Annotated in this window: 21 protein-coding genes and 2 pseudogenes; 5 read left to right on the top strand and 18 right to left on the bottom strand. The window is 47.0% G+C overall.

Features of this window, described 5'->3' with window-relative positions; all coding sequences use genetic code 11:
- Nucleotides 1-33 precede the first annotated feature (33 nt).
- From GN277_RS06755 to GN277_RS06700, 12 genes and pseudogenes are all read right to left on the bottom strand, one after another.
- A pseudogene (locus GN277_RS06755) lies at nt 34-1,434 on the bottom strand (FAD-dependent oxidoreductase).
- A gap of 226 nt (nt 1,435-1,660) precedes the next feature.
- Nucleotides 1,661-2,335 carry a 2Fe-2S iron-sulfur cluster-binding protein gene (locus GN277_RS06750; RefSeq protein WP_159750399.1) on the bottom strand — a complete coding sequence of 225 codons (675 nt, stop codon included), beginning with the start codon at nt 2,333-2,335 and terminating at the stop codon, nt 1,661-1,663.
- Nucleotides 2,336-2,442: 107 nt separating this feature from the next.
- Nucleotides 2,443-3,297, bottom strand: coding sequence for an FAD/NAD(P)-binding protein (locus GN277_RS06745; RefSeq protein ID WP_159750398.1), 855 nt, complete (start codon nt 3,295-3,297; stop codon nt 2,443-2,445).
- On the bottom strand, nt 3,297-4,334 hold the full coding sequence (locus GN277_RS06740; protein WP_159750397.1) for a 4Fe-4S dicluster domain-containing protein: 1,038 nt from the start codon (nt 4,332-4,334) through the stop codon (nt 3,297-3,299). Before GN277_RS06740 ends, GN277_RS06745 begins: the two co-directional genes overlap by 1 nt.
- Before the next feature lie 3 nt (nt 4,335-4,337).
- Nucleotides 4,338-5,312: a 4Fe-4S dicluster domain-containing protein gene (locus GN277_RS06735; protein WP_159756456.1), complete on the bottom strand. Its 975-nt coding sequence runs from the start codon at nt 5,310-5,312 to the stop codon at nt 4,338-4,340.
- A gap of 59 nt (nt 5,313-5,371) precedes the next feature.
- Nucleotides 5,372-5,815, bottom strand: a complete 444-nt coding sequence (locus tag GN277_RS06730; RefSeq protein ID WP_159750396.1) for a hydrogenase iron-sulfur subunit — start codon at nt 5,813-5,815, stop codon at nt 5,372-5,374.
- Nucleotides 5,806-7,794: a CoB--CoM heterodisulfide reductase iron-sulfur subunit A family protein gene (locus GN277_RS06725; RefSeq protein WP_159750395.1), complete on the bottom strand. Its 1,989-nt coding sequence runs from the start codon at nt 7,792-7,794 to the stop codon at nt 5,806-5,808. Before GN277_RS06725 ends, GN277_RS06730 begins: the two co-directional genes overlap by 10 nt.
- Before the next feature lie 8 nt (nt 7,795-7,802).
- Complete coding sequence (locus GN277_RS06720; protein ID WP_159750394.1) at nt 7,803-8,192, bottom strand: 4Fe-4S dicluster domain-containing protein; 390 nt, start codon at nt 8,190-8,192, stop codon at nt 7,803-7,805.
- Nucleotides 8,189-8,986 (bottom strand): CoB--CoM heterodisulfide reductase iron-sulfur subunit B family protein, encoded by a 798-nt coding sequence (locus GN277_RS06715; RefSeq protein ID WP_159750393.1) that lies wholly within the window; start codon nt 8,984-8,986, stop codon nt 8,189-8,191. The genes GN277_RS06720 and GN277_RS06715 overlap by 4 nt, the downstream gene beginning before the upstream one ends.
- A 140-nt stretch (nt 8,987-9,126) precedes the next feature.
- Nucleotides 9,127-10,098 (bottom strand): L-lactate dehydrogenase, encoded by a 972-nt coding sequence (locus GN277_RS06710; protein ID WP_330587142.1) that lies wholly within the window; start codon nt 10,096-10,098, stop codon nt 9,127-9,129.
- Nucleotides 10,099-10,391: 293 nt separating this feature from the next.
- Nucleotides 10,392-10,583: a hypothetical protein gene (locus GN277_RS06705; RefSeq protein WP_159750392.1), complete on the bottom strand. Its 192-nt coding sequence runs from the start codon at nt 10,581-10,583 to the stop codon at nt 10,392-10,394.
- 164 nt (nt 10,584-10,747) lie between these two features.
- Nucleotides 10,748-11,098, bottom strand: coding sequence for a hypothetical protein (locus GN277_RS06700; protein ID WP_159750391.1), 351 nt, complete (start codon nt 11,096-11,098; stop codon nt 10,748-10,750).
- A 197-nt stretch (nt 11,099-11,295) separates the two neighbouring features.
- Between GN277_RS06700 and GN277_RS06695 the strand changes: the two genes are divergently transcribed.
- Nucleotides 11,296-12,546, top strand: coding sequence for an AAA-like domain-containing protein (locus tag GN277_RS06695; protein ID WP_159750390.1), 1,251 nt, complete (start codon nt 11,296-11,298; stop codon nt 12,544-12,546).
- A 20-nt stretch (nt 12,547-12,566) separates the two neighbouring features.
- Here GN277_RS06695 and GN277_RS06690 read toward each other — a convergent pair whose 3' ends face one another.
- The 4 genes from GN277_RS06690 to GN277_RS06675 form a co-directional block, all read right to left on the bottom strand.
- The gene (locus GN277_RS06690; RefSeq protein WP_159750389.1) at nt 12,567-14,519 is read right to left on the bottom strand and encodes a fructose-1,6-bisphosphatase; all 1,953 of its coding nucleotides are present in this window, start codon (nt 14,517-14,519) and stop codon (nt 12,567-12,569) included.
- 108 nt (nt 14,520-14,627) lie between these two features.
- On the bottom strand, nt 14,628-15,386 hold the full coding sequence (dapB, locus tag GN277_RS06685; protein WP_159750388.1) for a 4-hydroxy-tetrahydrodipicolinate reductase: 759 nt from the start codon (nt 15,384-15,386) through the stop codon (nt 14,628-14,630).
- Between the two features lie 41 nt (nt 15,387-15,427).
- Nucleotides 15,428-16,318, bottom strand: a complete 891-nt coding sequence (dapA, locus tag GN277_RS06680; protein WP_159750387.1) for a 4-hydroxy-tetrahydrodipicolinate synthase — start codon at nt 16,316-16,318, stop codon at nt 15,428-15,430.
- Nucleotides 16,319-16,394: 76 nt separating this feature from the next.
- Nucleotides 16,395-17,024, bottom strand: coding sequence for a single-stranded DNA-binding protein (locus tag GN277_RS06675; RefSeq protein WP_159750386.1), 630 nt, complete (start codon nt 17,022-17,024; stop codon nt 16,395-16,397).
- A 190-nt stretch (nt 17,025-17,214) separates the two neighbouring features.
- Between GN277_RS06675 and typA the strand changes: the two genes are divergently transcribed.
- The 4 genes from typA (at nt 17,215) to hpf (ending at nt 21,192) form a co-directional block, all read left to right on the top strand.
- On the top strand, nt 17,215-19,041 hold the full coding sequence (gene typA, locus GN277_RS06670; RefSeq protein ID WP_159750385.1) for a translational GTPase TypA: 1,827 nt from the start codon (nt 17,215-17,217) through the stop codon (nt 19,039-19,041).
- Nucleotides 19,038-19,928: a phosphatase PAP2 family protein gene (locus GN277_RS06665; RefSeq protein ID WP_159750384.1), complete on the top strand. Its 891-nt coding sequence runs from the start codon at nt 19,038-19,040 to the stop codon at nt 19,926-19,928. The genes typA and GN277_RS06665 overlap by 4 nt, the downstream gene beginning before the upstream one ends.
- A gap of 13 nt (nt 19,929-19,941) precedes the next feature.
- A complete protein-coding gene (locus GN277_RS06660; RefSeq protein ID WP_159750383.1) occupies nt 19,942-20,553 on the top strand; it encodes a transporter in 612 nt (203 codons plus the stop codon).
- A gap of 102 nt (nt 20,554-20,655) precedes the next feature.
- The gene (gene hpf / locus GN277_RS06655) at nt 20,656-21,192 is read left to right on the top strand and encodes a ribosome hibernation-promoting factor, HPF/YfiA family (protein ID WP_159750382.1); all 537 of its coding nucleotides are present in this window, start codon (nt 20,656-20,658) and stop codon (nt 21,190-21,192) included.
- Between the two features lie 117 nt (nt 21,193-21,309).
- Here the strand turns inward: hpf and GN277_RS06650 are convergent.
- Together GN277_RS06650 and GN277_RS06645 are read right to left on the bottom strand one after the other, a co-directional pair.
- Nucleotides 21,310-22,553: pseudogene (locus GN277_RS06650) on the bottom strand (IS256 family transposase).
- Between the two features lie 143 nt (nt 22,554-22,696).
- Complete coding sequence (locus GN277_RS06645) at nt 22,697-23,347, bottom strand: YigZ family protein (protein WP_159750381.1); 651 nt, start codon at nt 23,345-23,347, stop codon at nt 22,697-22,699.
- Between the last annotated feature and the right edge of the window lie 144 nt (nt 23,348-23,491).

Raw genomic sequence — 23,491 nt, 5'->3', positions numbered from 1 at the left:
TCTCCTTTATATCTTACTTATTGGATAAAGCTTCTATCTCTCATGCCGAGCATATTTGGGCAGCAGCAGCGGTGATACTTCTCCAGAAGCTGCGCCTGTACTCTTAAGTTCTTCCTCGTAAGCCGCCACATGGTCCATATTCATCGTACCAAGCTCTACTTCTTTTGCTTTTGCCGCCGCCTTCTTACCTGCATTGCGTCCAAATACGATCACGTCAAGAAGGGAATTGCCCATGAGCCTGTTTCTTCCATGAATACCGCCTGCTGCCTCTCCTGCCGCCAAAAGATTCGGGATTGTCTTGGTAAAGCCTTCTCCGTCAATCTCAAGACCGCCGTTCTGGTAATTGCAGCGTCGGATAAATCAGAATCGGAACCTTTCTCATGTCTATTCCATAATTCATATACATACGGAACATAGCAGGAATTCTCTCTTCTCGATGGTTCCCTCTCCGCCTAACAGCTCAATCATAGGCGTATCAAGCCAAACGCCCTTCTGTCCGCCGGGAGCCTCTACGCCTCTGCCTTCCCTGCACTCACGGATAACACCGGAAGCATTGACGTCACGAGTCTCCAACGGATGGATGTATGCCTCGCCCTCAGCGTTGACAAGCTGAGCGCCCACAGAACGAACCTTCTCAGTAACAAGGGCGCCGCGAATCTGAACCGGATGAGCAACACCTGTCGGATGGTACTGGATGGAATCCTGATAAAGAAGGGGTACTCCCGCCCTGTATCCAAGCACCAGACCGTCTGCCGTTGCGCCATAGTGGTTGGAAGTAGGGAAGCCCTGATAATGCATTCTTCCGGCGCCGCCTGTTGCGATTACGACTGTCTTAGCCCTTGCAACAGAGTAGTCGCCTGTCTCCATGTTAAGAAGAATAGCGCCTGCCGCCTGACCCTTCTCGTCCTTGATAATCTCTACTGCGGAAGTAAACTCTACCACCGGAATTTGACGATTCAGCACTTCGTCGCGGAGGGTACGCATAATCTCTGCGCCGGAGTAATCCTTACATGCATGCATTCTCTTTCTGGAGGTACCGCCTCCGTGAGTCGTTACCATGCGTCCGTCTGTATCCTTGTCAAACATAACGCCAAGCTCGTTTAACCATTTGATTGCATCAGGAGCCTCCATGACAAGACGTTTTACCAACTCCGGCCTTGCCGCAAAATGTCCGCCGCCAAAGCAGTCCAGGTAATGCTGTACCGGAGAATCATTTTCCTTATCCGCAGCCTGGATACCGCCCTCCGCCATCATGGTATTAGCGTCACCGATACGAAGTTTTGTAACAATCATAACGTTCGCCCCTGCATTGTGGGCCTCGATGGCACAAGATGAGCCTGCGCCCCCGCCGCCGATGACAAGTACGTCTACGTCGTAGTCGATTTTCGTAATATCAATCTTCTCATTTGCAATACGGCTTGTGGAGTGAAGCATTTTTGTAAGCTCTAAAGGCGCTTTTTGTCCCTTGTTCGCCCCTACTTTGATCTCCGCAAACGCCTCCGGATTATAGTCTGGATGGAATTCTTTCAGGAGGGCGTCTTTTTCATCAGCAGTCAGACGTCTAGGTTCCGTAGACATACGTTTTTCTCTTGTAGCCTCTACCTTTTTAATGGATTCCATCATATTCTCTGGATATGGTGTATACATATTTACGCCTCCCTTACTTTTCAATCTCTCTGGTGTTATAAAGTTCCTGCATCTCTGTGATTGGCTTCTGCATAATCTGCTCAATCAGCCCGTCATACTCGCCTTTGTTAATCTCATCTACACGGTTCGCAAGATGCTCGGTCTTAGGCGCAATGTATTTTCCGGTCAGACGCCTTGCCAGAACACCTACATGGGGATGGGAGATACCTGCCGGACATCTCACGGTACAGCAGCCGCAGCCGATACAGTCGAAGGATTCCTCCGCACACTTCTCGAACTCGCCCCGCTGCGCGTACGCAATATACTGCATCACGTTCAAATCCTGGGTACACGCCTTTGTACAGGCATTACATCCGATACAGCTATAAATTTCCGGATAAAGCTCCATCATAATCTGCTGGGTCGGCTTGATATCCTCAATCTCATAGGTCCTCTTGTCGGTGGGGAAAAATGGGATACTTGCCACGTACATTCCTTCTTCTACCTGAGTCTGGCAGGCAAGGCAGGTCTTTAATTCATTTTTTCCCTTGATACGGTATACGGTCGCACAGGCTCCGCAGAAGCCATGACGGCAGCCGCATCCTCTTTTCCATGTATAGCCGGCGTATTCCATGGCGGTCATGATTGTCAGGTCTGCCGGAACACTGTAACGCTTACCGCTAAAATATACATTTACCATATTTTCCATGTTATTCGTATCCTTTCTATAAGTTAAATGGCTATCGAACGTTTCGCCATGCGCTGCTCAAAACCCCTGCTTCGCAGCTTCTTCGCCATGGCTAAACTGGTGAGCCTTTAATATTCATTGGGAAGTTCGTCAATCTCATCGTACCGGAACACAGGACCGTCTTTGCAGACATACTTTGAGCCGATATTGCAGCGTCCGCATTTGCCGACACCACACTTCATACGCAGCTCTAATGTGGTATAAACCTGCTCTGTGGTAAATCCAAGCTCTTTTAACCCCGCAAGCACGAACTTAATCATAATCGGAGGACCGCAGACCAATGCTGTTCTGTCCGTATCAAATCCAAGCTCTTTTACGTAGTTTGGAACAAATCCCACATGTCCGTCCCAATGATCCTGCTCTCTGTCGATGGTCAGATAGACGTTCACGCCCTCTGTCTTCATCCAGACCTCCTGAATCTCTTTTAACTGCACCAAATCCTCCGCAGAACGTGAGCCATAGACAATATCCACCGTCCCATAATTCTCACGGTTATCCAGCACATAGTTAATCACAGAACGAAGGGGCGCAAGCCCGATACCGCCTGCGATAAACAGAAGGTTCTTCCCCTTAAGCTCTGTTTCTACCGGAAACGAATTGCCGTAAGGTCCCCGAACCGTAATCTCGTCGCCCACCTCAAGGCTGTGAAGATAGTCCGTCAGAATTCCGCACTGTTTAATACTGAATTCCTGATATTCTTTATTGGTCGGAGAAGAAGTAATGGAAAACATACCCTCGCTGATACCAGGCGCGCATACCATGGCGCACTGTCCCGGCATATGCTCGAACAGCTTGCCTCCCTCCGGTGCATTGACCCGAAACGTCTTTACATCCGGCGTCTCCTGGCGGATATCCGTAATCACGCCCACCTGAGGGATGAGAGTATCTAATGTATAATTCTTATGACATGTACATTCACCCATTATTTTTCACCTCCCTGATTCTGAAATGCCTTCACAACCTTCACAATGTTAAGGGCCTGAGGACATTTCTCCACGCAGCGTCCGCAGCCCACGCAGGAGTACATTCCGTCGTTATTGGCAGGATAGTACACCAGCTTGTGCATGAATCTCTGGCGGAATCTCTGCATCTGGCTGGTACGGTTATTGCCGTGAGCCATCATTGTAAAGTCTGAGTACATGCAGGAATCCCAGCATCTATAACGGGATACGCTGCTTCCTGCCGTATAATCCTTGATATCATAACACTGGCAGGTAGGGCACACAAAGGTACAGGTGCCGCATGCCAGACATGGTTTGTATAATTCCTCCCAGATTGGGGAGTCGAACTTCTCGGAAAGAGCGTCTCCGTTCCAGCCCTCCAGAGAAAGGTTCATATATGGCAGCTTCTCCACAATCTTATGGATATTTTCTTTCTCCGCCTCTACTGCCGCCTCGCCGTCTGCGTCGTCTGTAAAAAGCTCTTTCACTGTCTCTGTAAGAGCCTCTCCTTTTTTTGTCAATGCCTTCCAGTAGAGTTCTTCCCCTACGGTCCAGACTGCCACGTCGGAAGCAGGATTTGCCGCGTCCACGCCGAACACCTTACAGAAACAGGTTTCCTCCGGCTCATGGCAGGCAAAAGCAACAATCGTCCCATGGTCCCTTCTCGCCGCATAGAACGTATCCACCGGATCAGATAAGAATACTTTGTCCAGTACCTCAACGCCCTTCACATCGCAGGCTTTCATGCCGAACACTACGAAATCCTGCTCTTTTAAGCTCTCCGGCTCGATGGACATCTTCTTTCCGTCCTTCCGGACAGTGTAAAGCCCTTCGCTCTGCGGGAAAAATGCGTCTTTTGCCGATTTTACGGTCTTTAATGTGTCAAGGTCTACGTCTGCATCTTTACTCCAAACCCCGAAGTTGGTCTGCCCCGCGGTCTTTACCGGAAGATACAGCTCTTGATTATCCGCGATTAACTGGAATAATGCGGAAAGATTCTCTTTGGCTATCTTATACATACATTATCCCCTCTTTCCTACAATACTCGGCTCCGCGTCCTCAAACGTATAGTCGGTAAGCGGCGCTGTTGATTCAGTATCTGCCCCTGCCTGGTATTCGCCGTATAATTCATCAATATCCTTGATAAACTTGCGGTTAAACAGGTGAAGCGGGATTCCCTGAGGACATACACGGCTGCACTCGCCGCAGTCTGTACATCTTCCCGCCACGTGGAACGCGCGGATGATGTGGAACATCTTCTCCTCAAAGGAGTCAACATTGGCTTTCTGTGAGCTGTCAAACTTGTTGCTGTCAAATACACATTTACGGCAGCTACATGCCGGACAGGCATTTCTGCAGGCATTGCAGCGGATACATTTGCTTAATTCACTCTGGAAAAATGCAAATTTCTCCTCCGGACTCATGGCCTCAATCCTTGCAACCTCGTCGAAACGCTCTGCGTCCTTGGTTTCTTTGGATTCCCCAATCTGCTCGTCAAAAATCATATGGTCTTTGCCTTTGCAGACATGGCATCTCTCTAACATGGCGTCTGCATACGCAAGAGTCTTTTCTCCGTAAATGGTCTGGATTTTCAGAGTATCCGCCTCGTCCGTAATCTCTGCGCCTTCAATATTCTGGATTCCCTTTACTCCCTGCTTCTTAATTCTCTCAATATCCAATTTACCTTTGCACCCTACGCCGACAATGTAAGCCTTCTGTCTGTCTACCCGATGCTCTTTGATTAACTGGTTGAAGCTGTATGTATCGCAGGGCTTTAAACAAACCATGGTCTTTCCGTTAAGCTTAGAAGCCTCAATCATGTATTTGCTTAAATTCGCCCCACAGAAGCCATTATAAACAAAATCTTTCAAATCCTCTTCTGTCTCGAAATAAGCTGGTTCCGGATTGTAAGGCAAGTCTCCGGCCTTCCAGCCGAGAACCCGTGCCACAGTTCCGTCTGCCAGCAACTCTTTTGCACGGTTAATCACCTGCGCCACAACCGCAGGTTGTTTTGCAGTCGCCAAATGTGAGCCAGCTCCCACTTGGCTCGTTGCTTCTACAAATTCTTGCATCTCAAATCCCCCAATCTTACATTCTCACCGAGAGAATAGATTTTCTCTACAAAACTGTTCATGGTATCAGAGAACTTCACACCCTCTGCCGCAGACACCCACTCCACACGGGTACGCCCGTTTTCCACACCAAGATAATCAAGCATGGAGAACAGAAGCGTCATGCGCCTTCTTGCGTAGTAGTTGCCTGTGCTGTAGTGGCAGTCTCCCGGATGGCATCCGCACATGATGACTCCGTCCGCGCCCTTTTCAAATGCCCTTAAAATAAACATAGGATTCACACGACATGAGCATGGCACACGGATAATCTTCACATCAGCAGGATAGGTCAAACGGCTGCTTCCTGCCAAATCGGCTCCCGCATAACTGCACCAATTACAGCAGAACGCTACAATCTTCGGTTTGAATTCTTTCTTTTCTAACGGCATATTGCATCCACCTCCGCTATAATCTGTCTATTTGAGAAGCCCTGCAGATCCATGGCGCCTGAAGGACATGCAACGGTACATGCGCCGCAGCCCTGGCAGAGTGCGTTGTTGACTACTGCCACACGGCGAGTCTCACGGATTCCATGGTCATTGACCTCTTGATCTTCATAAGTAATGGCACCGTAAGGACATACATTCTCACAGGTGGAACATCCGTTACACAGCAAGGTATCTGCCTTAGCGGTACATGGGTTTGTCAAAAGCTTATCCTTTGCAAGCAGTCCAATGGCTTTCACGGCAGCGGCTCCTGCCTGTGCAACCGTCTCCGGAATGTCTTTTGGTCCCTGGCATACTCCTGATAAGAAGATTCCGGCTGTAGGCGATTCTACCGGACGGAGTTTTGCGTGGGCTTCTGTCAGGAAATTGTTGGTATCAATACTTGCGGTCAGCATGGTGGCAATCTTGCGCACGTCTGGATTCGGCTCGATGGCTGTTGCAAGAACTACCATATCTGCCTCTTTCAAAATCTGCCTGTTGTCAAGCAGGTCTGAACCCTGTACCAATAACTTTCCATCAGGCTGTGGAATAACCTTTCCGACCTGTCCCTTAATATAGTTCACTCCATACTGCTCGACTGCCCTTCTGTAGAACTCATCAAAATTCTTACCTGGTGTACGCACATCAATATAGAATACTGTTACATTTACGTCCGGATACTTGTCTCGAATCAGCATCGCGTGTTTTGCTGTGTACATACAGCAAATCTTAGAACAGTAAGGCTTTCCTCTGTCGTCAGAGCAGCGGCTTCCCACACACTGGATAAACACAATCTCCTTAGGCGCTTTTCCGTCGGAGAGGCGCTCTAAATGTCCGTGGGTCGGCCCTGCCGCATTCATCACACGCTCTAACTCCAGGGATGTGATGACATCCTTGCTCTGGCTGTATGCATACTCGTCATATTTGTCAAGATTGATGGTGTCAAATCCTGTGGCAACCACAATCGCACCATATTTCTCTGAGATAATCTCATCCTTCTGCTCATAGTCAATAGCCCCTGCCTGACACACCTTAGAGCAGATTCCGCATTTTCCGGTCTTAAACTTGATACATTCTTCACGGTCAATCACCGGAACGTTGGGGATTGCCTGTGCAAACGGCGTATAGATTGCGCTTCTTGTGTTAAGGCCCCTGTTAAATTCGCTGGGCGCCTTCTTGGACGGACATTTCTCCTGGCAGACACCGCAGCCCGTACATTTGTCCATATCCACGCTTCTTGCCTTCTTGCGGATATCTACGGTGAAATCACCTACGAATCCGCTGACTTTTTCCACTTCACTGTATGTATAGATGGTAATCTTCTCATGGGCTGACGCTTCTACCATCTTAGGCGTCAAGATACATGCAGAGCAGTCCAGTGTAGGGAAGGTCTTGTCAAGCTGTGACATCCGCCCTCCGATACTTGGGGTCTTCTCCACAATATCCACCTCATAGCCTGCGTCTGCAATGTCAAGTGCTGTCTGTATACCTGCGATACCGCCGCCGATAACCAGCGCACGCTTGGTAACTCGGCTCTCTCCCGCCTGAAGGGGTGTGTTTAAGTTCACCTTGGCAACTGCCGCCCGCATCAGGATAACCGCCTTCTTGGTTGCCTCGTCCATATCCTTGTGAATCCATGAACAGTGTTCACGGATATTGGCGATTTCCACCATATACGGATTCAAGCCTGCGCGCTCAGCCGCCTTTCTGAAGGTAGCCTCATGCATACGCGGGGAACAGGAACATACCACGATTCCTGATAAATTCTTTTCCTGAATCGCCGCCGCAATCTTCGCCTGTCCGGCTTCGGAACACATATACTGGTAGTCCTCAGCATGGACAACGCCTGGCTCCATGAGCGCCATCTCTGCTACTTTGTTTACGTCTACCGTAGCGGCAATATTGCTTCCGCAATGGCAGACAAATACTCCGATTCTCTGCACTTTTCTTCTCACCTCCTGTACCTTCTGTATGCACTGACTAACAACTGCTGTGGGAGTTCTGGATCTAATAATTCCGGAATCTCGTCTGCCAGCAGGTAATTCTGACCTTTTTGACGCACCACAACCTGTCTTGCGGCGTCAATCAGCTTCCCTGGTTTTACGTCGCGGGGACATCTCTCCACACATGCGAAGCAGGAAAGACATTTCCACAGGGACTTAGAATTTACCAGGCTGTCAATATCTTCATTTATCACATAGGACACAAACTGATGAGGCTTGATATCCATCTCGTTATAGGATGGGCAGGTGGCAGAACATTTGCCGCACTTCATACATTTTAGCGGATTCACGCCGCTGATTTCCTTAATCAGTTCTGCCTGCTTCTTTTCAGAACTCATGACTTTGCCACCTCCTCTTTTACTCCCAGGGCCTTAGCAAGCAGCTCGGTGAAGTAGACCACCGGAAGCTTCTTTCCTGTACTCTTATTCAGGTTATACAGGCATAAGGGACATGCCGTGGTAAGCATTTCTGCCCCGAAGCCCTCTGCACTTGCCATGATTTTTTCGCACATATTTTTGGACATTTCCTTTTCTTTCAGGGAAATGTAACCGCCGCAGCACTCGTTGCGGTAAGGATAAATGACCGGCTCGGCCCCGATGGCTCGGATAAAGTCTTCGATAATCTTCGGGTTTTCCGGATCGTCAAAGCTTAACAGTTTACTCGGACGAAGAAGGAGACACCCATAGTATGCGCCAATCTTCTTTCCCTTCAGAGGATTCGTCACTTTCTTCTTTAATTCGTCAAATCCTACTTTGTCGCGAAGGACTTCCAGGAAATGAAGAACTTGTGTCTCGCCTGCGTAGGGTTCCTCAAGCTCCATATAATTGTTTGCCCTGGTGCGGATGTCTTCTACATTCTTCATGTCGTCGTTGACACGCTTGATGACATGATGGCATGCGGAACACATGGTTACCAACGCCTGTCCCTTCTCCTTCGCCGCATTCAAGGCGCGCACAGAAGACAACTTCGTAGCAATTTCGTCAGAACCAAGAGGATAGACCCCGCCGCAGCACTGCCAGTCTTCGATTTCCTCTAACTCAATCCCAAGCGCTGCTGCTGAAGCCCTTGCATAAACATCCAGATCCTTTGCCTTTGTTCTCAAAGTGCATCCCGGATAATAACTGTACTTCATAGTTCTCGCTGTCCTTTCTTCATATATTTTGTCGAAACTCCATCCTTTATATTAATATGAAGTTTCCCATAAGTCAATTATTCTGCGGCAGTCACCAATAAAACCCATTCGTACCTGACTGCCCAGAAGAATTTCTTAAATTACAGCTCAATCTGTGCGATGACAGCCTTTAATGCATCCGCACTTGCCTTTAACTTTCCTACCTCCTCCTCGGTAAGCGCCATTGGAATCTTTCCCTGAATACCGTTTGGCCCTACCAATGCCAGCGTACTTAAGCACACATCCTCAATCCCGTATTCTCCATGCATCATAGAAGATACGGTGGTCACGGACTCGGAGGCGGACATCAGGATACTGCATAATCTGCAAACGCCTCTTGTGACTGCATAGAAGGTGGCTCCCTTATTGGCAATAATCTTACCGCCGGACTTCTGTACATAGGTAAGCATTGCATCTTTGTCCAATTCTTTAGCGTCTTTTCCAAGGTGAGGCATCATTGCCACAAAATCGTCTACGTTGACGCCTGCGATTCTTGCAGCAGACCATGGAATAAAGGAGGTATCTCCATGCTCGCCAAATACGTATGCATGAATATTTCTCTGTGCTACATCAAAATGTTCGGAAAGTCCGCAGCGAAGTCTCGCGGAATCTAAGACAGTTCCGGAACCAATAATCTGATTCTCCGGAATACCTGAAATCTTTGTGAATACATAAGTCATAACATCAACCGGATTGCTTACAATGATATAAAGCGCCTTCGGTGCCGCTTTTACAATCTCCGGTGTAATCTGCTTTAAGATATTAACGTTAGTCTGTGTCAGCTCAATTCTTGTCTGTCCCGGTTTACGTGCAATTCCGGATGTGATAATAACAATGTCGGAATCCTTCGCATCCTCATACTCGCCTGCAACGATGGCTACTGGATCTCTGAAGCAGGTTCCCTGCTCAATATCCATGACCTCGCCTTCTACCTTCTCCTTGTTGATGTCGATCAGAACGATCTCAGATGCCATGTCCTCGCCGGACAATGTGTACGCAATTGTGGAGCCTACGCTTCCTGCTCCAATGATTGTGACTTTGCAGCTCATGTTTTCTTCTCCTTCTCTATGCATTTTCTACTGATTCTGGAATACTGGTTCTCTCTAGCTTATGCCAGTACGCCTGGCGTCAGAACATCTGTGTAAATTGTCGTTTCCTGCCGCCGTCTGAAATCATCATAACACATTGATAATAAATTAACAAGCATTTTGCTTGTAGAAATTTTAACAATATATTTCCCTTCTTTTATCCAATTTGACGAAAAACATATATTCTGGTCGAGTTCTGAAGGAAACTCCATCATCACGGCTTAAATAAAAAGATGCAAAGCCTTTGATATTCAATGGACTTTACACCTTTTTGCTGACTACTCTTTTATTTTGTCAATTTCCTGCAGATTGACACCAGCAACAGTGAGGATCACCTTTAATTCCTTGTAACGGTCAAGCATCATTTTATACGTGTCCATGTCACTGTTTTCTTTTGCTGATACCATCCAATTTTGTAACCTTGAAAATTCAACTACGGAATCTTTTACAATGTCGGATATACTTGGCATATTCTCACCTCACTTTTAAAGCGCCGTTTATTATGATATTTTTATTATATCAATAAGTAAATTTGGTGTAAAGCCTTATTCTAATATCTTCTTAAACATCACAGAAAAGAGCTGCTCATCCAGAATCAACCAGAAAAAGCAGCCCATCATTCCTAAAATTATCTCTAATCTCTTACCTTGTCATCATTGACGCCGTCGTCGTTGTTATCCACGTTGTTATTGTCATCATTTCCATCCAAGGCGTCTCCCACATCATCCATACCGTCACGGACATCATCGCCAATCTCATCGGCTATATTGTCGCCGTCGTTACGGTCACGGTCCGTACCATCGGTAGCGCCGTTGGTATTACCATTGTTGGTGCTGCCATTGTTGTTATTGTTGGTGTTACCGTCGTCTGCCGCATTGTTATTAGCTGCATTGTCATCAGCGTTACCGTCGCTGCCGCAGGCAGTCATGCCAAGCATTGCGCCTGTACACATAAGGATCAGTACCATTTTCTTTAACTGTTTCATGTCTAATTCTCCCTTTCATGTATCTTTATCTATAATCAAGTAATACTTGTTACCAGTAATATCTGCAAAAAAGGAAATAGTATACTGGTAGTTTTTTACAAAATATTATGACGCTGTCCTTGAAAGGGTTCTGTTTATATGCTATGATTTTCGTACCTTACAGCGTGCCAAAAGTATATGGAAAGGAGTCCGAAAAAATGCAGAAAATATTCAATGTAACGGGTGTGTGCGTCCCGACTAAACACTATATGGTCGATATCAGCAGACAACTCAGTCAGATACAGGAATTAGTTAAACAGGGCGCATATTTTACCATAAACAGGGCGAGACAGTATGGCAAGACCACCACATTACATGCTCTGACCAAGTTACTTTTAGATGATTACCTGGTGATAAGCCTGGATTTTCAGGCCTTAGACACAGCGAAATTTGCAGACGGCCACATATTCTCCATATCCTTCGCACAGTATTTTTTGCACCGTATCTTACGACAGAATACAGAAATAACGGAGGAATTACATGATACCTTGTCCCTATTAAATACAGAAGTCTCGGAGGATAGAAAGGATTTTTCATTATTTGAGCTTTTTCAACATATGGTCAGGATTTGCCAAATGTCTCCAAAACCCGTCGTCTTAATGATCGACGAAGTGGACAGCGCCGCAGACAACCAGGTATTTCTGGATTTCCTGGCACAGCTAAGGAATTATTATCTGGAGAGGGATACCCTTGGTACGCCCACGTTCCATTCCGTAATCCTTGCCGGCGTCTGTGACATTAAAAACATGAAACGAAAACTTCGTCCGGATGAGGCACACAAAACGAACAGCCCTTGGAATATTGCCACACGGTTCAAAGTAGAGATGAGTTTCTCCAAAAATGATATAGCAGGAATGTTAAGGGCATACAAAGCTGACCAGCATACTGGAATGAACCCTGACGACATGGCAGGGCTGATTTTTGACTACACCTCCGGCTATCCTTATCTGGTGTCTGCATTATGTAAGCTTATAGACGAAGATGTGAGCCAATTAGAGCGCTTCCGCACAAAATCGCCCTGGACAAAAGACGGCTTTTTTGAGGCAGAACGCATACTGCTGTCAGAGAACAACACACTATTTGACTCTTTGATTGGGAAGCTTAATGATTATCCCGAATTGAACACTCTGCTTGAAAATCTACTATTCACAGGCTCTGCCATATCCTACAACGGGGATGAACCTGCTTTTGACATTGCCTCCATGTTTGGATTTATCAGAAACAACCAGGGAACGGTGGAGATATCCAACCGCATCTTTGAGACACGCCTTTATAATCTGTACCTGTCCGGTGCGAAGCTGCAGCGCATGGATATTTATACGGCATCCCAGAAGGACAAGAGCCAGTTTGTTGCTGACGAGCATCAGATTGTAGCCGACAATAAGACAATCCTAGAGGCTGTGGTATAATACCACAGCCTCTAACTCTATCATACCTTCTCCGCAATCCGCCCGCTTCGATACGCCCGAAGAAGTACCTCCAGATCTGCAATCTGCTCTCTTAAGTCCCGTCCTACATCCGTGTCGCCAACAAGCTTTCTCTCCAGCACCCGATTCACGATTACACTGTCTGAATGAATATCGCTCTCCTTCTCAATAGCCGCCTCCGTAGACTCAAAAGGCTCATGGGCAACCAGAATCAAGCCATAGGAATTAGAGATAAGGGTGTACCCTGCAATCCCCGTCTCCTTCTGGTACGCCTTGGAGAATCCGCCGTCAATAACCATAACCTTGCCGCCACATTTCACCGGATTCTCCCCGTTCTTACTCTTGACCGGAACATGGCCGTTGACGATATGGGTTCCCTCTGAAGGCAGTCCGAATTCCCTAAGGATTCCGTTCACCACTTCCTCCTCCTCCAAAAGACTGTAATAGGGATTCTTCTTCTCCTTGTGAGTCTCCTTCTCCGCAAGGAAATATCTCTCAAACGTGGCCATCTTATCCTTTCCAAACAGCGGAGAGCCCTCGCTGAGCCAGATATACCACATCATATCCCTGCCCCTCTCCCGTTCTTCTTCGTCAAGAGCGTGGAAACCCTTTCTCACATAACTCTCCAGAATCTCATACAGGCTCTTTCCCTGATATGACTTTCCATAAACGCTCACGGTCTTTAAGCTTCCGTCCTCGTTTAACGGAACACACCCATGATAGAGCAGGTTATTGTTATACACCTTGTACAACGCGCCTTTATTTAACAGGAAACGCATATGCCGCTGCAATTTCTCGCAGTTTAGAAACGCCTGCTCAAGCCGTTCCATAATGTCTTCTTCTTCCTTTGTCAATCCATAGGGATTCTTCGGATCAATCGTGGGGAAATTCTTATCCAGCATCTCGTAGGTTTTTCCGTCAATCTCAATCGTACCCTTCTCATAGTCAACATGGTGCAAAAGATTCCGATCCTCCATCTTAAAGCCTGGGTTCTTCTGAATAATCTGCCCCTCCACCTTGAACTGAATCACAGAAATCGCCTTATGCATCTTGATATCCATCAGCATCTCATTCTTGCCGTGGCCGGAATCTCCCTTAAGCTGGAAGCATTTGCAGGGATCATCCTTATAGGTATTCAAAGCAAATGTTGCCAGCGGAAGAAGATTAATTCCATACCCCTCCTCTAAGATATCCAGGTTGCCGTATCTTGCACAGATACGAATTACATTGGCGATACATCCCCTCTGGCCTGCCGCAGCCCCCATCCACAGCACGTCATGGTTTCCCCACTGTATATCCACAGAATGGTACTTCATTAATTTATCCATAATAATATGAGGCCCTGGCCCTCTGTCATAGATATCCCCCACAATATGGAGATGATCCACCGTTAATCTCTGAATCAGCTCGCTCAAGGCAATGATAAACTTCTCCGCCTTTCCGATTCTGATAATCGTACTCACGATGGAATTATAGTACGAGCCTTTATCCATAATATCCGCCTTCTCTGTAATCAACTCCTCAATCACATAGGCAAAATCCTCCGGCAGTGATTTCCTCACCTTAGAGCGAGTGTATTTGCTGGCCGCCCGCTTGCTGATCTCAATTAAACGGTACAGAGTAATCTTGTACCAATCCTCCATGTTGTCTTCTTCCCGCTTAATCCTGTCCATCTTCTCTTTCGGATAATAAATAAGAGTAGCAAGAGCCTGTTTGGTCCTGCTACCCATAGTATTCCCGAAGACGTCATCGACTTTGCGGCGTACTGCTCCTGAGCCATTCTTAAGCACATGGGAAAATGCCTCATATTCCCCGTGGATATCCGTTAGGAAATGCTCGGTTCCTTTCGGAAGGTTCAGGATGGCCTGAAGATTAATAATCTCCGTCGATGCCATTGCGATGGTCGGATATAATTGAGAAAGTCGTTCCAGATAACGTTCCTCCAAATCTTTCATGATTATCCTCCCAATGTAAATAAATATATTTTTCTTCTGTATACTATGCATAATTACGGGATACCCTTTGGATATCCCCTGGGGTCAGACGGGCCTCGTCTGTTAAAATTAAAACCGGATGACGTCCGACATATCGTAAGCCCCCGCCGGCTTTCCGGCAAGAAACTTGGCCGCCTCCACGGCTCCCTTGCCAAACACTGTCTTGGAATAAGCCGTGTGTCTGAATTCGATTACCTCATCCGCGCCGGCAAAAATCACCTCATGATCTCCCACAATGGTTCCTCCCCGAACCGCAAAGATGCCAATCTCCTTCTGGTCGCGCTTCCTGCGCACCTGGCTTCTGTCATATACATACTCGTAAGTATGGTCCATGGCTTCATTGATGGAATCCGCCAGCGCAAGGGCTGTCCCGCTGGGCGCGTCCACCTTCTGATTGTGATGCCTCTCCACCAGCTCAATATCGAAGCCTGCCGGTCCAAGGATCTTTGCGGCATCCCGAAGCAATTTCATAAGAAGATTGACTCCAAGAGACATGTTGGCAGATTTCAGCACCGCCGTCTTTTCGGACGCTTTCTTCACCTTCCCAAGCTGCTCCTTAGAAAGCCCCGTGGTACATAGCACCACCGGAACATTCCTGTCTGTGCAGTAGTCAAGCAGGTCGTCCACCGCTTTTGCATTAGAGAAATCGATGATGACATCTGCCTTCACATCGCACTGGTCTATACGCTCAAACACCGGATAATCATTGTCTATCCCTGTATAGGTGTCAATTCCCGCTACTAATTCTATCCCCTCATCGGCTTTGATAAGGCCAGTGATTACCTGCCCCATCTTGCCGTTACATCCATGCATGATTGCACGTACCATCTTTTGTCCTCCTGATTATAAGGTATTTCCACACAAATGTCCTATTTAAGTTTAATTCCAAATTCTTTCATGGCTGCTTTGAGGGTCTCCTCATGGCCTTTCGTAAGCTCTGTAAGCGGCATACGAAGACCGCCGCAGTCCATACCCATTAACTGCATCGCCTTCTTTACTGGAATCGGGTTCACTTCACTGAACAACTGCTCTACCAGCGGAATTGCCTGAAGCTGAAGCCTGGCGCTCTCCTTAACGTCTCCTGCAAAGAACTTAGCGCACATATCATGAGTCTCCTTTGGCGCCACATTAGACAACACAGAGATTACACCCTTGCCGCCAAGAGAAAGTATTGGAACAATCTGGTCGTCATTTCCCGAATATAAATCTATCCTTCCCTCTGTCAGCGTCATAATCTTCGCAACCTGTGAAATATTACCGGAAGCTTCTTTCACGCCCACAATATTGTCCACATCCCTGAAAAGGGCCGCCACCGTCGCCGGCTCAATATTACATCCCGTACGGCTTGCCACGCTATACATGATAATGGGTGCCTTTGCCTCCTTAGCAACCGCCTTATAGTGGGCCATAAGCCCCGCCTGGGTTGCCTTGTTATAGTAGGGCGTCACCACCAAAAGCCCGTCCGCCCCGTACTGCGCTGCCTCCCTAGACATATCAACCGCCGTTCTGGTGCAGTTTGAACCTGTTCCGGCAATCACCGGAATCCGTCCCTTGGCACGCTCAATGGTGAACTTCACACACTCCAGATGTTCCTCCTCCGTCATCGTGGCAGATTCCCCCGTCGTGCCGCAAATGATAATACTGTCCGTCCCGTTCTCACAATGGAAATCGATTAATTCGTCCAGTCTATCATAATTAATACTCTCGTCTTCGTTAAATGGTGTGACAATCGCCACTCCGGCTCCTGTAAAAATAGCCATTCGTAATCCTCCTGACATTCATATTCATTTTATAAAAATTCTATCATTAATCAAATATGATGTCAATGAAAGTTCTCTAATCCTCCAGACATTCCAATTTGCTGACCGATACCTCATAGGCCACCCTTTTTTCTGTCTCCGTCTCCGTCAGCTTCTTTATATATTCCCTGCTCTGAATCCTCCCGATAATCTGGACATGCTCGCCAACCTCAAACCCCGACGCAAATCTGGCGTTCCTTCCCCAACAGATACATGGTATGTAGTCCGACTTCCCGTACGGCCTGTTTACGGCAAGCAGAAGATCTGCAATCTCTCTGCCAAGAGGCGTCTTTCTGTAAACCGGCATCTTACATATGTAACCATCCAGAAAAATGTTGTTTGTCTTGGCCCCGTCAAGCTCCTCCTCAATAAAAGATACCTCTCTTACAAACACCGACAGCACCAGACGGTTCTTCTGCTCATCATGCCGGTTGTAGGACCTGAACTGTCCGTTCACCATGATGAACTCGCCCGTGTAATCCTGTGTCACGTCAATCAGCCTCTCCGATATCATCAGAGGGATATTATCCTCCGAGTTACTCAGACGCTTCACATGCACATCTACCATGTAGAAGCCTTCTCCGTAGACCTCATGGCTGAAAAGAAACGGCGACGCAATCTCTCCCATAATGGTTACCTGGTTGTTTTCAATAATCTTATCTGACATAATTCTACAATCTCCCTTCCTCCGAATCGTATTTTGAGTTGTCAAGCATTCCCGCCCATTATCGCGGGGTCAATACCTATTCTATGACGCTCATTTCTATTTTAGAACCAAAATACTTGTAAATTTTTAAAAATATGGTAAACTAACGTGTGAGTTTTAGTTGCGCATAGAAAAGGATGATGATAATAATATGAAAACAAAACGTGAAGATGTAAGAAATATTGCGATTATCGCACATGTAGACCATGGTAAGACAACCCTGGTGGATGAACTGTTAAAGCAAAGCGGAGTGTTCCGTGAAAATCAGGCCGTGGAGGAACGGGTCATGGATTCCAACGATATTGAGCGGGAACGGGGAATCACAATCCTGTCCAAAAATACTGCCGTCTATTATAAGGGAACCAAGATTAATATCATTGATACGCCGGGACATGCAGACTTCGGCGGAGAGGTAGAGCGCGTGCTCAAGATGGTCAACGGAGTGGTTCTTGTGGTTGACGCTTTCGAGGGCGCTATGCCCCAGACGAAATTCGTCTTACGAAAAGCGCTGGAGTTAAGCCTTCCTGTAATTGTTTGTATCAACAAGATTGACCGTCCTGAGGCAAGGCCCGATGAGGTCATCGATGAAGTGCTGGAATTATTCATGGATCTGGACGCCTCCGACGAGCAGCTTGACTGCCCCTTTGTCTATGCGTCTGCCAAGGCAGGGGTTGCGGTCTTAGACCTCACGGACGAGGAGCGGGACATGCAGCCGCTCTTTGAGACGATCCTTGACTATATACCGGCTCCTGAAGGGGACCCTGACGCCGATACCCAGGTGTTAATCAGCACCATAGATTATAATGAATATGTAGGCCGAATTGGAATCGGAAAAGTAGACAACGGCACCATTAAGGTGGGAATGGATGCAGTAGTGGTGAACGAGCACGAGCCGGACCGCCAGGAAAAAGTACGAATCAGTAAGTTATACGAATTCGACGGACTAAATAAAGTAGATGTAAAGGAAGCCTCCATCGGCTCCATCGTAGCAATCTCCGGAATTGCAGACATCTCCATTGGAGACACCATCTGCTCACCGGAAAATCCGTCGGCAATCCCCTTCCAGAAAATCTCAGAGCCTACGATTGCCATGCAGTTTATCGTAAACGACAGTCCATTTGCAGGATTGGAAGGGAAATACGTCACCTCCCGCCACTTACGCGACCGTCTGTTTAGAGAGCTGAACACGGACGTAAGCCTCAGGGTGGAGGAATCCGAAAGTACGGACAGCTTCAAGGTATCTGGACGAGGCGAGCTCCATTTATCTGTATTAATTGAAAATATGCGGCGGGAAGGCTATGAATTTGCCGTCAGCAAGGCTGAGGTTCTGTATAAACAGGACGAGAACGGCAAACTCCTTGAGCCAATGGAGATTGCTTATATTGATGTCCCCGACGAATTTACCGGAACTGTTATCGAAAAATTAAGCCAGCGCAAGGGCGAGCTTCAGAACATGGGAACCTCCAACGGCGGCTACACCAGGCTTGAATTCCTGATTCCTGCCCGCGGTTTAATAGGATATCGAGGAGAGTTCCTGACCGACACCAAGGGAAATGGAATCATGAATACCGCCTTTGAAGGGTATGCGCCCTATAAAGGTGACATCCAGTACCGGAAAAGCGGCTCATTGATTGCCTTTGAGACAGGCGAATCCGTCACTTACGGGTTATTTGGCGCTCAGGAGCGCGGAATTCTCTTTATCGGACCTGGAGAGAAGGTATATTCCGGCATGGTCATTGGACAAAACGCAAAAACCGATGATATTGAAGTCAATATCTGTAAGACCAAGCATTTGACCAACACCCGTTCCTCCAGTGCGGACGAAGCTCTCCGCCTGACTCCACCGAAGGTCTTAAGCTTGGAGGAGGCTCTTGACTTTATCGACACCGACGAGTTACTGGAGGTCACTCCCAAGTCCTTAAGAATCCGCAAGAAGATTCTGGACGCCAAGATGAGGAAACGAGGAAATCGCTCATGACGTTTTTATGGATTTTAGAAGGGATAAGAACTCCCTTCTTAGATAAACTGATGCAATTCATTACCTATTTCGGACAGGAGCTGATTATCATAGCGGTTATCTGCGCATTTTACTGGTGCGTAGATAAACGCTTTGCTTATCTTCTGGGCTTTACTTATTTTACGGCCGGACTGTGTGTGCAGGCATTAAAAATTACCTTCCGTATCCCCCGGCCCTGGATACTTGACCCAACCTTCAGCCCCGTAGAGAGCGCCCTTGAAGGCGCCACCGGTTATTCGTTCCCAAGCGGACATACACAGAGCGCCACCTGCCTTTTCTTTCCTTTGTCCCTCTATACCTCCAGGACATGGGTAAAAAGTCTATGCGTGTCTGCTTTTCTGCTCATTGGATTTTCAAGGATGTATCTAGGATGCCACACGCCGAAGGATGTCCTTACGTCTATGGGGCTTTCCCTTATAGTTGCCTCTGTCATCTGGAGGTTCCAAGAACTCCTTCTGGATGACTGCCGACATTTGAAGCTGATCGCAGCCATACTGGTATGCCTGTCCCTGGCAACTGCCGCCTATTCTCTTCTGCTTCTTGGCAGCGGCGTTATTGAGACAAAATATGCCATGGACTGCTGTAAGGCCGCCGGCGCAGGATTGGGCTTTTCCATCGGTTGGTATATTGAACGGACAAAGTTGAATTTTGACACACGAACAGGCAGAATCAGGACGCAAATCCTGAAGCTCCTGATAGGGCTTGTTCTGGCTCTCTTAATTAAAGAAGGGTTTTCCCTGATATTCGGAAGTTCCATCTTGGCAAAAATGACGGAATACTTTATACTTGTTTTATGGGTGATTGTTATTTACCCCTGTTTATTCCAAAAAGTGATCAACCGAAATTAGAAAGGAGTCGCATATGCAGCAGATTGTAGCCGGCTTTTTAAAGAAAGTGACAGAGGCTCTGGAATTTGTTATTTCTATTATATTGGCAATCGGAATCATCCTCCTGTGCTTCCGTATGATCGGGGTTATGAGCAACATTCCTAATCTGGAAGTATGGCCTAATTATGATGATTTGCTTGAGACCTGCTTTAACCTGATTATCGGCGTCGAGCTGATCCGCATGATGTATTACCATACGCCGGATACGGTATTCGAGGTTCTGCTTTTTGCTATTGCCCGCCAGATTATCACCGACCACTCCTCTATCTGGGGAAGTTTAGTCGGCGTCACCGCCATTGCGGTCTTATTCGCTACACGGAAATATCTTTTCTGCGAATTTGACATCTCGGATACAATTATATTTCGGGCAAGCGCAAAGGTCAAATCCATAAACAGCCTGTTAAGCCTAGATATTCCCCATGAGCCCAATGAGACACTCATGGATGTGGTAAACCGCCAACTGGCACAGAATGAGCAGACTGCCCGTATCGGCGCATGTGTCTATTTCCACGACTGCGGCCTTCGAGTTGCAAAACTTCACAATGAAAAAATTTCGAGAATTGAGGTAATTCGTTCTATACATTAGTAATCAAACGTGATATACTACATATATCAGATAGATTACCAGTCGGACTAATAATTATCAGACTAATCTTTTTGAAATGCAATCGAAAAGGAGTTGGGCAGTATGAAGTTTATCATTATTGGAAAGAACATCGAGGTAACAGAGGGCTTGAGGGAGGCCGTAGAAAACAAGTTAGGCAAATTAGAGAGGTATTTCACCTCCGACACGGAGATTCACGTGACATTGAGCGTACAGAAAGGGCGTCAGAAGATTGAGGTGACGATTCCTGTCAAGGGCGACATCATCCGTTCGGAACAGGAAAGCAACGATATGTATGTCTCCATTGATCTTGTAGAGGAAGTAATCGAACGCCAGCTTAGAAAATATAAAAACAAGCTGATTGCAAGACATCAGGAGGGCGGTAATTTCAAGCATGAGTTCTACGAAGGGGATGAAGCCTCAGAGGATGATAACGAGATTAAGATCGTCCGCACCAAGCGATTCGGCTTCAAACCTATGTATCCGGAGGATGCCTGCGTACAGATGGAGCTTTTGGGACATGACTTCTACGTATTCTGCAACGCGGAGACTGACGAGGTCAATGTTGTATACCGCAGGAAGAACGGCTCCTTCGGACTGATTGAGCCGGAATTTTCATAAGTGTATGCCAGGAGATGCCGCATTACTGCGGCATCTTGGGTTTGTCAAGTAAAGTGTGTAAGTTTTATAAAATTTCCTTACCGGCAGTTTTCAAAGCTGCCGGTTTTACATGCAGAATCAACACTGCTCATATTTGAGAATGCGTGTCTGCATCTTATCATCCATGGCAAGCTGATTACGTACTAATGCCCAATTGGCTACGGGACGGTCATTCCACTTTTTATACAATTCCACAATCCGCAGATAGAAGGCCTTTCGTACAGCGTCCTCATTGGGGAACGCTCCCTTTTCGTGACTTTCCTCAAACTCGAATTGACAGACTCTATGGCGTTTGTCGTGTACATCACCTTCCTGACCGCGCTCCCATAATTATAAAGCTGGGCTACATGCTGCCAGTTGCGTATCCATACGTCTATTGCTCCGGGATATTTTGACCATGCCTGTTTAAGACGCTCAAATTCAGCTTCCGCTGCTTTCAGACTAGGCGCTCCGTATACTTTCTTTAACTGGGCGCTATATGCCTTATAATCTTTTGATGGTATGTACTTGATAGCATTTCGGATCAGGTGTACGATGCATCTCTGCACGACTACATCCTGGAAGATACTCCTTGCCCCTTCTTCCAGACCGGATACTCCATCCATGCTGATAAACAGCACATCTTCCACACCTCTTGCACGGATCTCGTCAAAGATCTGCATCCAATAGTGTTTTCCTTCTGATTCGCCAATCCACAGCCCCAGCACGTCCTTTCTGCCGTCTGCGTCATAACCCAGCACCACATATACCGCACAATTTTTTGTCTCCATCTCTTTTCGTATGGTAACGTAAATACAATCGACAAACAGGAACGTGTAGAACTTTTTCAGTGGACGGTTCTGCCATTCTTCCGCGGTTCTGATCACCCTATCCGTAATTGTTGAAATGGTTTCATGGGAGATATCAAAACCGTATATATCTTCTACCGTATCTGCGATATCACGCTGGCTCATGCCTCGTGCATACATGGATAATACCTTATCTTCAATCCCGCTGACGTTTTTGGTACGTTTTGGGATTGCTTTCGGTTCAAAGCTGCCATCCCGGTCCCTTGGAACAGCAACATCCAGCTTTCCATAAACAGAATTGACAGATTTATGGGAATAACCATTACGCCTGTTTGTCGTCTCCTTTTCCCCGCGCTCATTACGCCCATACCCCAGATGGGAATCCATCTCTCCCTGGAGCATAGCCTCAAACATCGGCCCAAAGACGTCTTTGATAGCATCCTGCATTTCTTCCCTTGTCTGTGGCTGGTATTCTTCCATAATAGCCTTTGCGATTGCAGCCCCTCTAGTATTCTGACTATTTTTACGTGCCATAAGTGCTGTACCCATCCTTTTCTTCATCCTTTCTGTGAGTGTAGCACACTTTATATAGAAAAATAAAGTATGCAGTTAGATTTGTTGTATTTCTAACTTACACACTTTATTTTACACTCCCGGCATCTTTTTTCCTTTTGATACTATACCATCTGCATTTTCCCGTCAATCTCCGCCAGATAACAGGAATCTCCCTCCTCAAGCACAGCCTGTCCGTTCGTTCCTTCTGTAATCTCTGCCTTTACTGCGTCCGTCTCCTTCTGAGGCGTCAAAACCACCATTTCCACCTTATCCGTATAGACCGTATCCAAAACAGTAAGCCCCCTCTGTCCCAGGATATACTGAATCTTCCCTAAGCCCGTATAATCCGTTGTAATATGAAGCTTAAGTCCTGGAAACTTGCTTATGACCACCGACGCGGCAAGCCCCGCTTTCGCCGCCGCCCCGTATGCCCGAACCAATCCTCCGGTTCCTAAAAGCGTGCCTCCAAAATATCTGGTCACTACGATTAGAGTATTGCTAAGCCCTTCCCCTGTCAGAACCTCCAGAATCGGCTTCCCCGCCGTCCCGTTCGGCTCTCCGTCGTCACTGAACCTCTTAAGCTCTCCCCTCTCTCCGATTACATATGCAAAACAATTGTGCCTGGCATCCCAATACTTTTTACGGGCTGCCTCCAGCAGCTCCAATACCTCCTCCTCTGATGCTACTGGCGCTACGTTTGCAATAAATCTTGACTTCTTCTCAGTAATTTCTCCTTCTCCGCCTCTATATACAGTCTTATATTCCGGTAACATTCTTCCTCATCCTTTCCATACTGTTACATTCTTATATACTACTATAACGAATTTCTTAAGATTTTCCTACTGAAATATGAAGTTTTCATTTTTTTCTTTATTTCGCTACATTTGTTTGTTATAATAACGTGGTATAAAGGAGGC

The sequence above is a fragment of the Sporofaciens musculi genome, from assembly GCF_009830285.1.
GTDB classification, from domain to species: domain Bacteria; phylum Bacillota; class Clostridia; order Lachnospirales; family Lachnospiraceae; genus Sporofaciens; species Sporofaciens musculi.
This window is presented reverse-complemented; position numbering and strand designations above follow the sequence as displayed.

Coding starts and splice junctions, on each gene's coding strand:
- GN277_RS06750 (WP_159750399.1), bottom strand. CDS start 2,335: ATGGAAAATATGGTAAATGTATATTTTAGCGGTAAGCGTTACAGTGTT.
- GN277_RS06730 (WP_159750396.1), bottom strand. CDS start 5,815: ATGCCGTTAGAAAAGAAAGAATTCAAACCGAAGATTGTAGCGTTCTGC.
- GN277_RS06675 (WP_159750386.1), bottom strand. CDS start 17,024: ATGTCAGATAAGATTATTGAAAACAACCAGGTAACCATTATGGGAGAG.
- GN277_RS06740 (WP_159750397.1), bottom strand. CDS start 4,334: ATGTATAAGATAGCCAAAGAGAATCTTTCCGCATTATTCCAGTTAATC.
- GN277_RS06690 (WP_159750389.1), bottom strand. CDS start 14,519: ATGAAAGATTTGGAGGAACGTTATCTGGAACGACTTTCTCAATTATAT.
- GN277_RS06715 (WP_159750393.1), bottom strand. CDS start 8,986: ATGAAGTACAGTTATTATCCGGGATGCACTTTGAGAACAAAGGCAAAG.
- GN277_RS06700 (WP_159750391.1), bottom strand. CDS start 11,098: ATGAAACAGTTAAAGAAAATGGTACTGATCCTTATGTGTACAGGCGCA.
- GN277_RS06665 (WP_159750384.1), top strand. CDS start 19,038: ATGACGTTTTTATGGATTTTAGAAGGGATAAGAACTCCCTTCTTAGAT.
- GN277_RS06710 (WP_330587142.1), bottom strand. CDS start 10,098: ATGCATAGAGAAGGAGAAGAAAACATGAGCTGCAAAGTCACAATCATT.
- GN277_RS06705 (WP_159750392.1), bottom strand. CDS start 10,583: ATGCCAAGTATATCCGACATTGTAAAAGATTCCGTAGTTGAATTTTCA.
- dapA (WP_159750387.1), bottom strand. CDS start 16,318: ATGGCTATTTTTACAGGAGCCGGAGTGGCGATTGTCACACCATTTAAC.
- GN277_RS06695 (WP_159750390.1), top strand. CDS start 11,296: ATGCAGAAAATATTCAATGTAACGGGTGTGTGCGTCCCGACTAAACAC.
- GN277_RS06645 (WP_159750381.1), bottom strand. CDS start 23,347: ATGTTACCGGAATATAAGACTGTATATAGAGGCGGAGAAGGAGAAATT.
- dapB (WP_159750388.1), bottom strand. CDS start 15,386: ATGGTACGTGCAATCATGCATGGATGTAACGGCAAGATGGGGCAGGTA.
- GN277_RS06745 (WP_159750398.1), bottom strand. CDS start 3,297: ATGGGTGAATGTACATGTCATAAGAATTATACATTAGATACTCTCATC.
- GN277_RS06660 (WP_159750383.1), top strand. CDS start 19,942: ATGCAGCAGATTGTAGCCGGCTTTTTAAAGAAAGTGACAGAGGCTCTG.
- typA (WP_159750385.1), top strand. CDS start 17,215: ATGAAAACAAAACGTGAAGATGTAAGAAATATTGCGATTATCGCACAT.
- GN277_RS06720 (WP_159750394.1), bottom strand. CDS start 8,192: ATGAGTTCTGAAAAGAAGCAGGCAGAACTGATTAAGGAAATCAGCGGC.
- hpf (WP_159750382.1), top strand. CDS start 20,656: ATGAAGTTTATCATTATTGGAAAGAACATCGAGGTAACAGAGGGCTTG.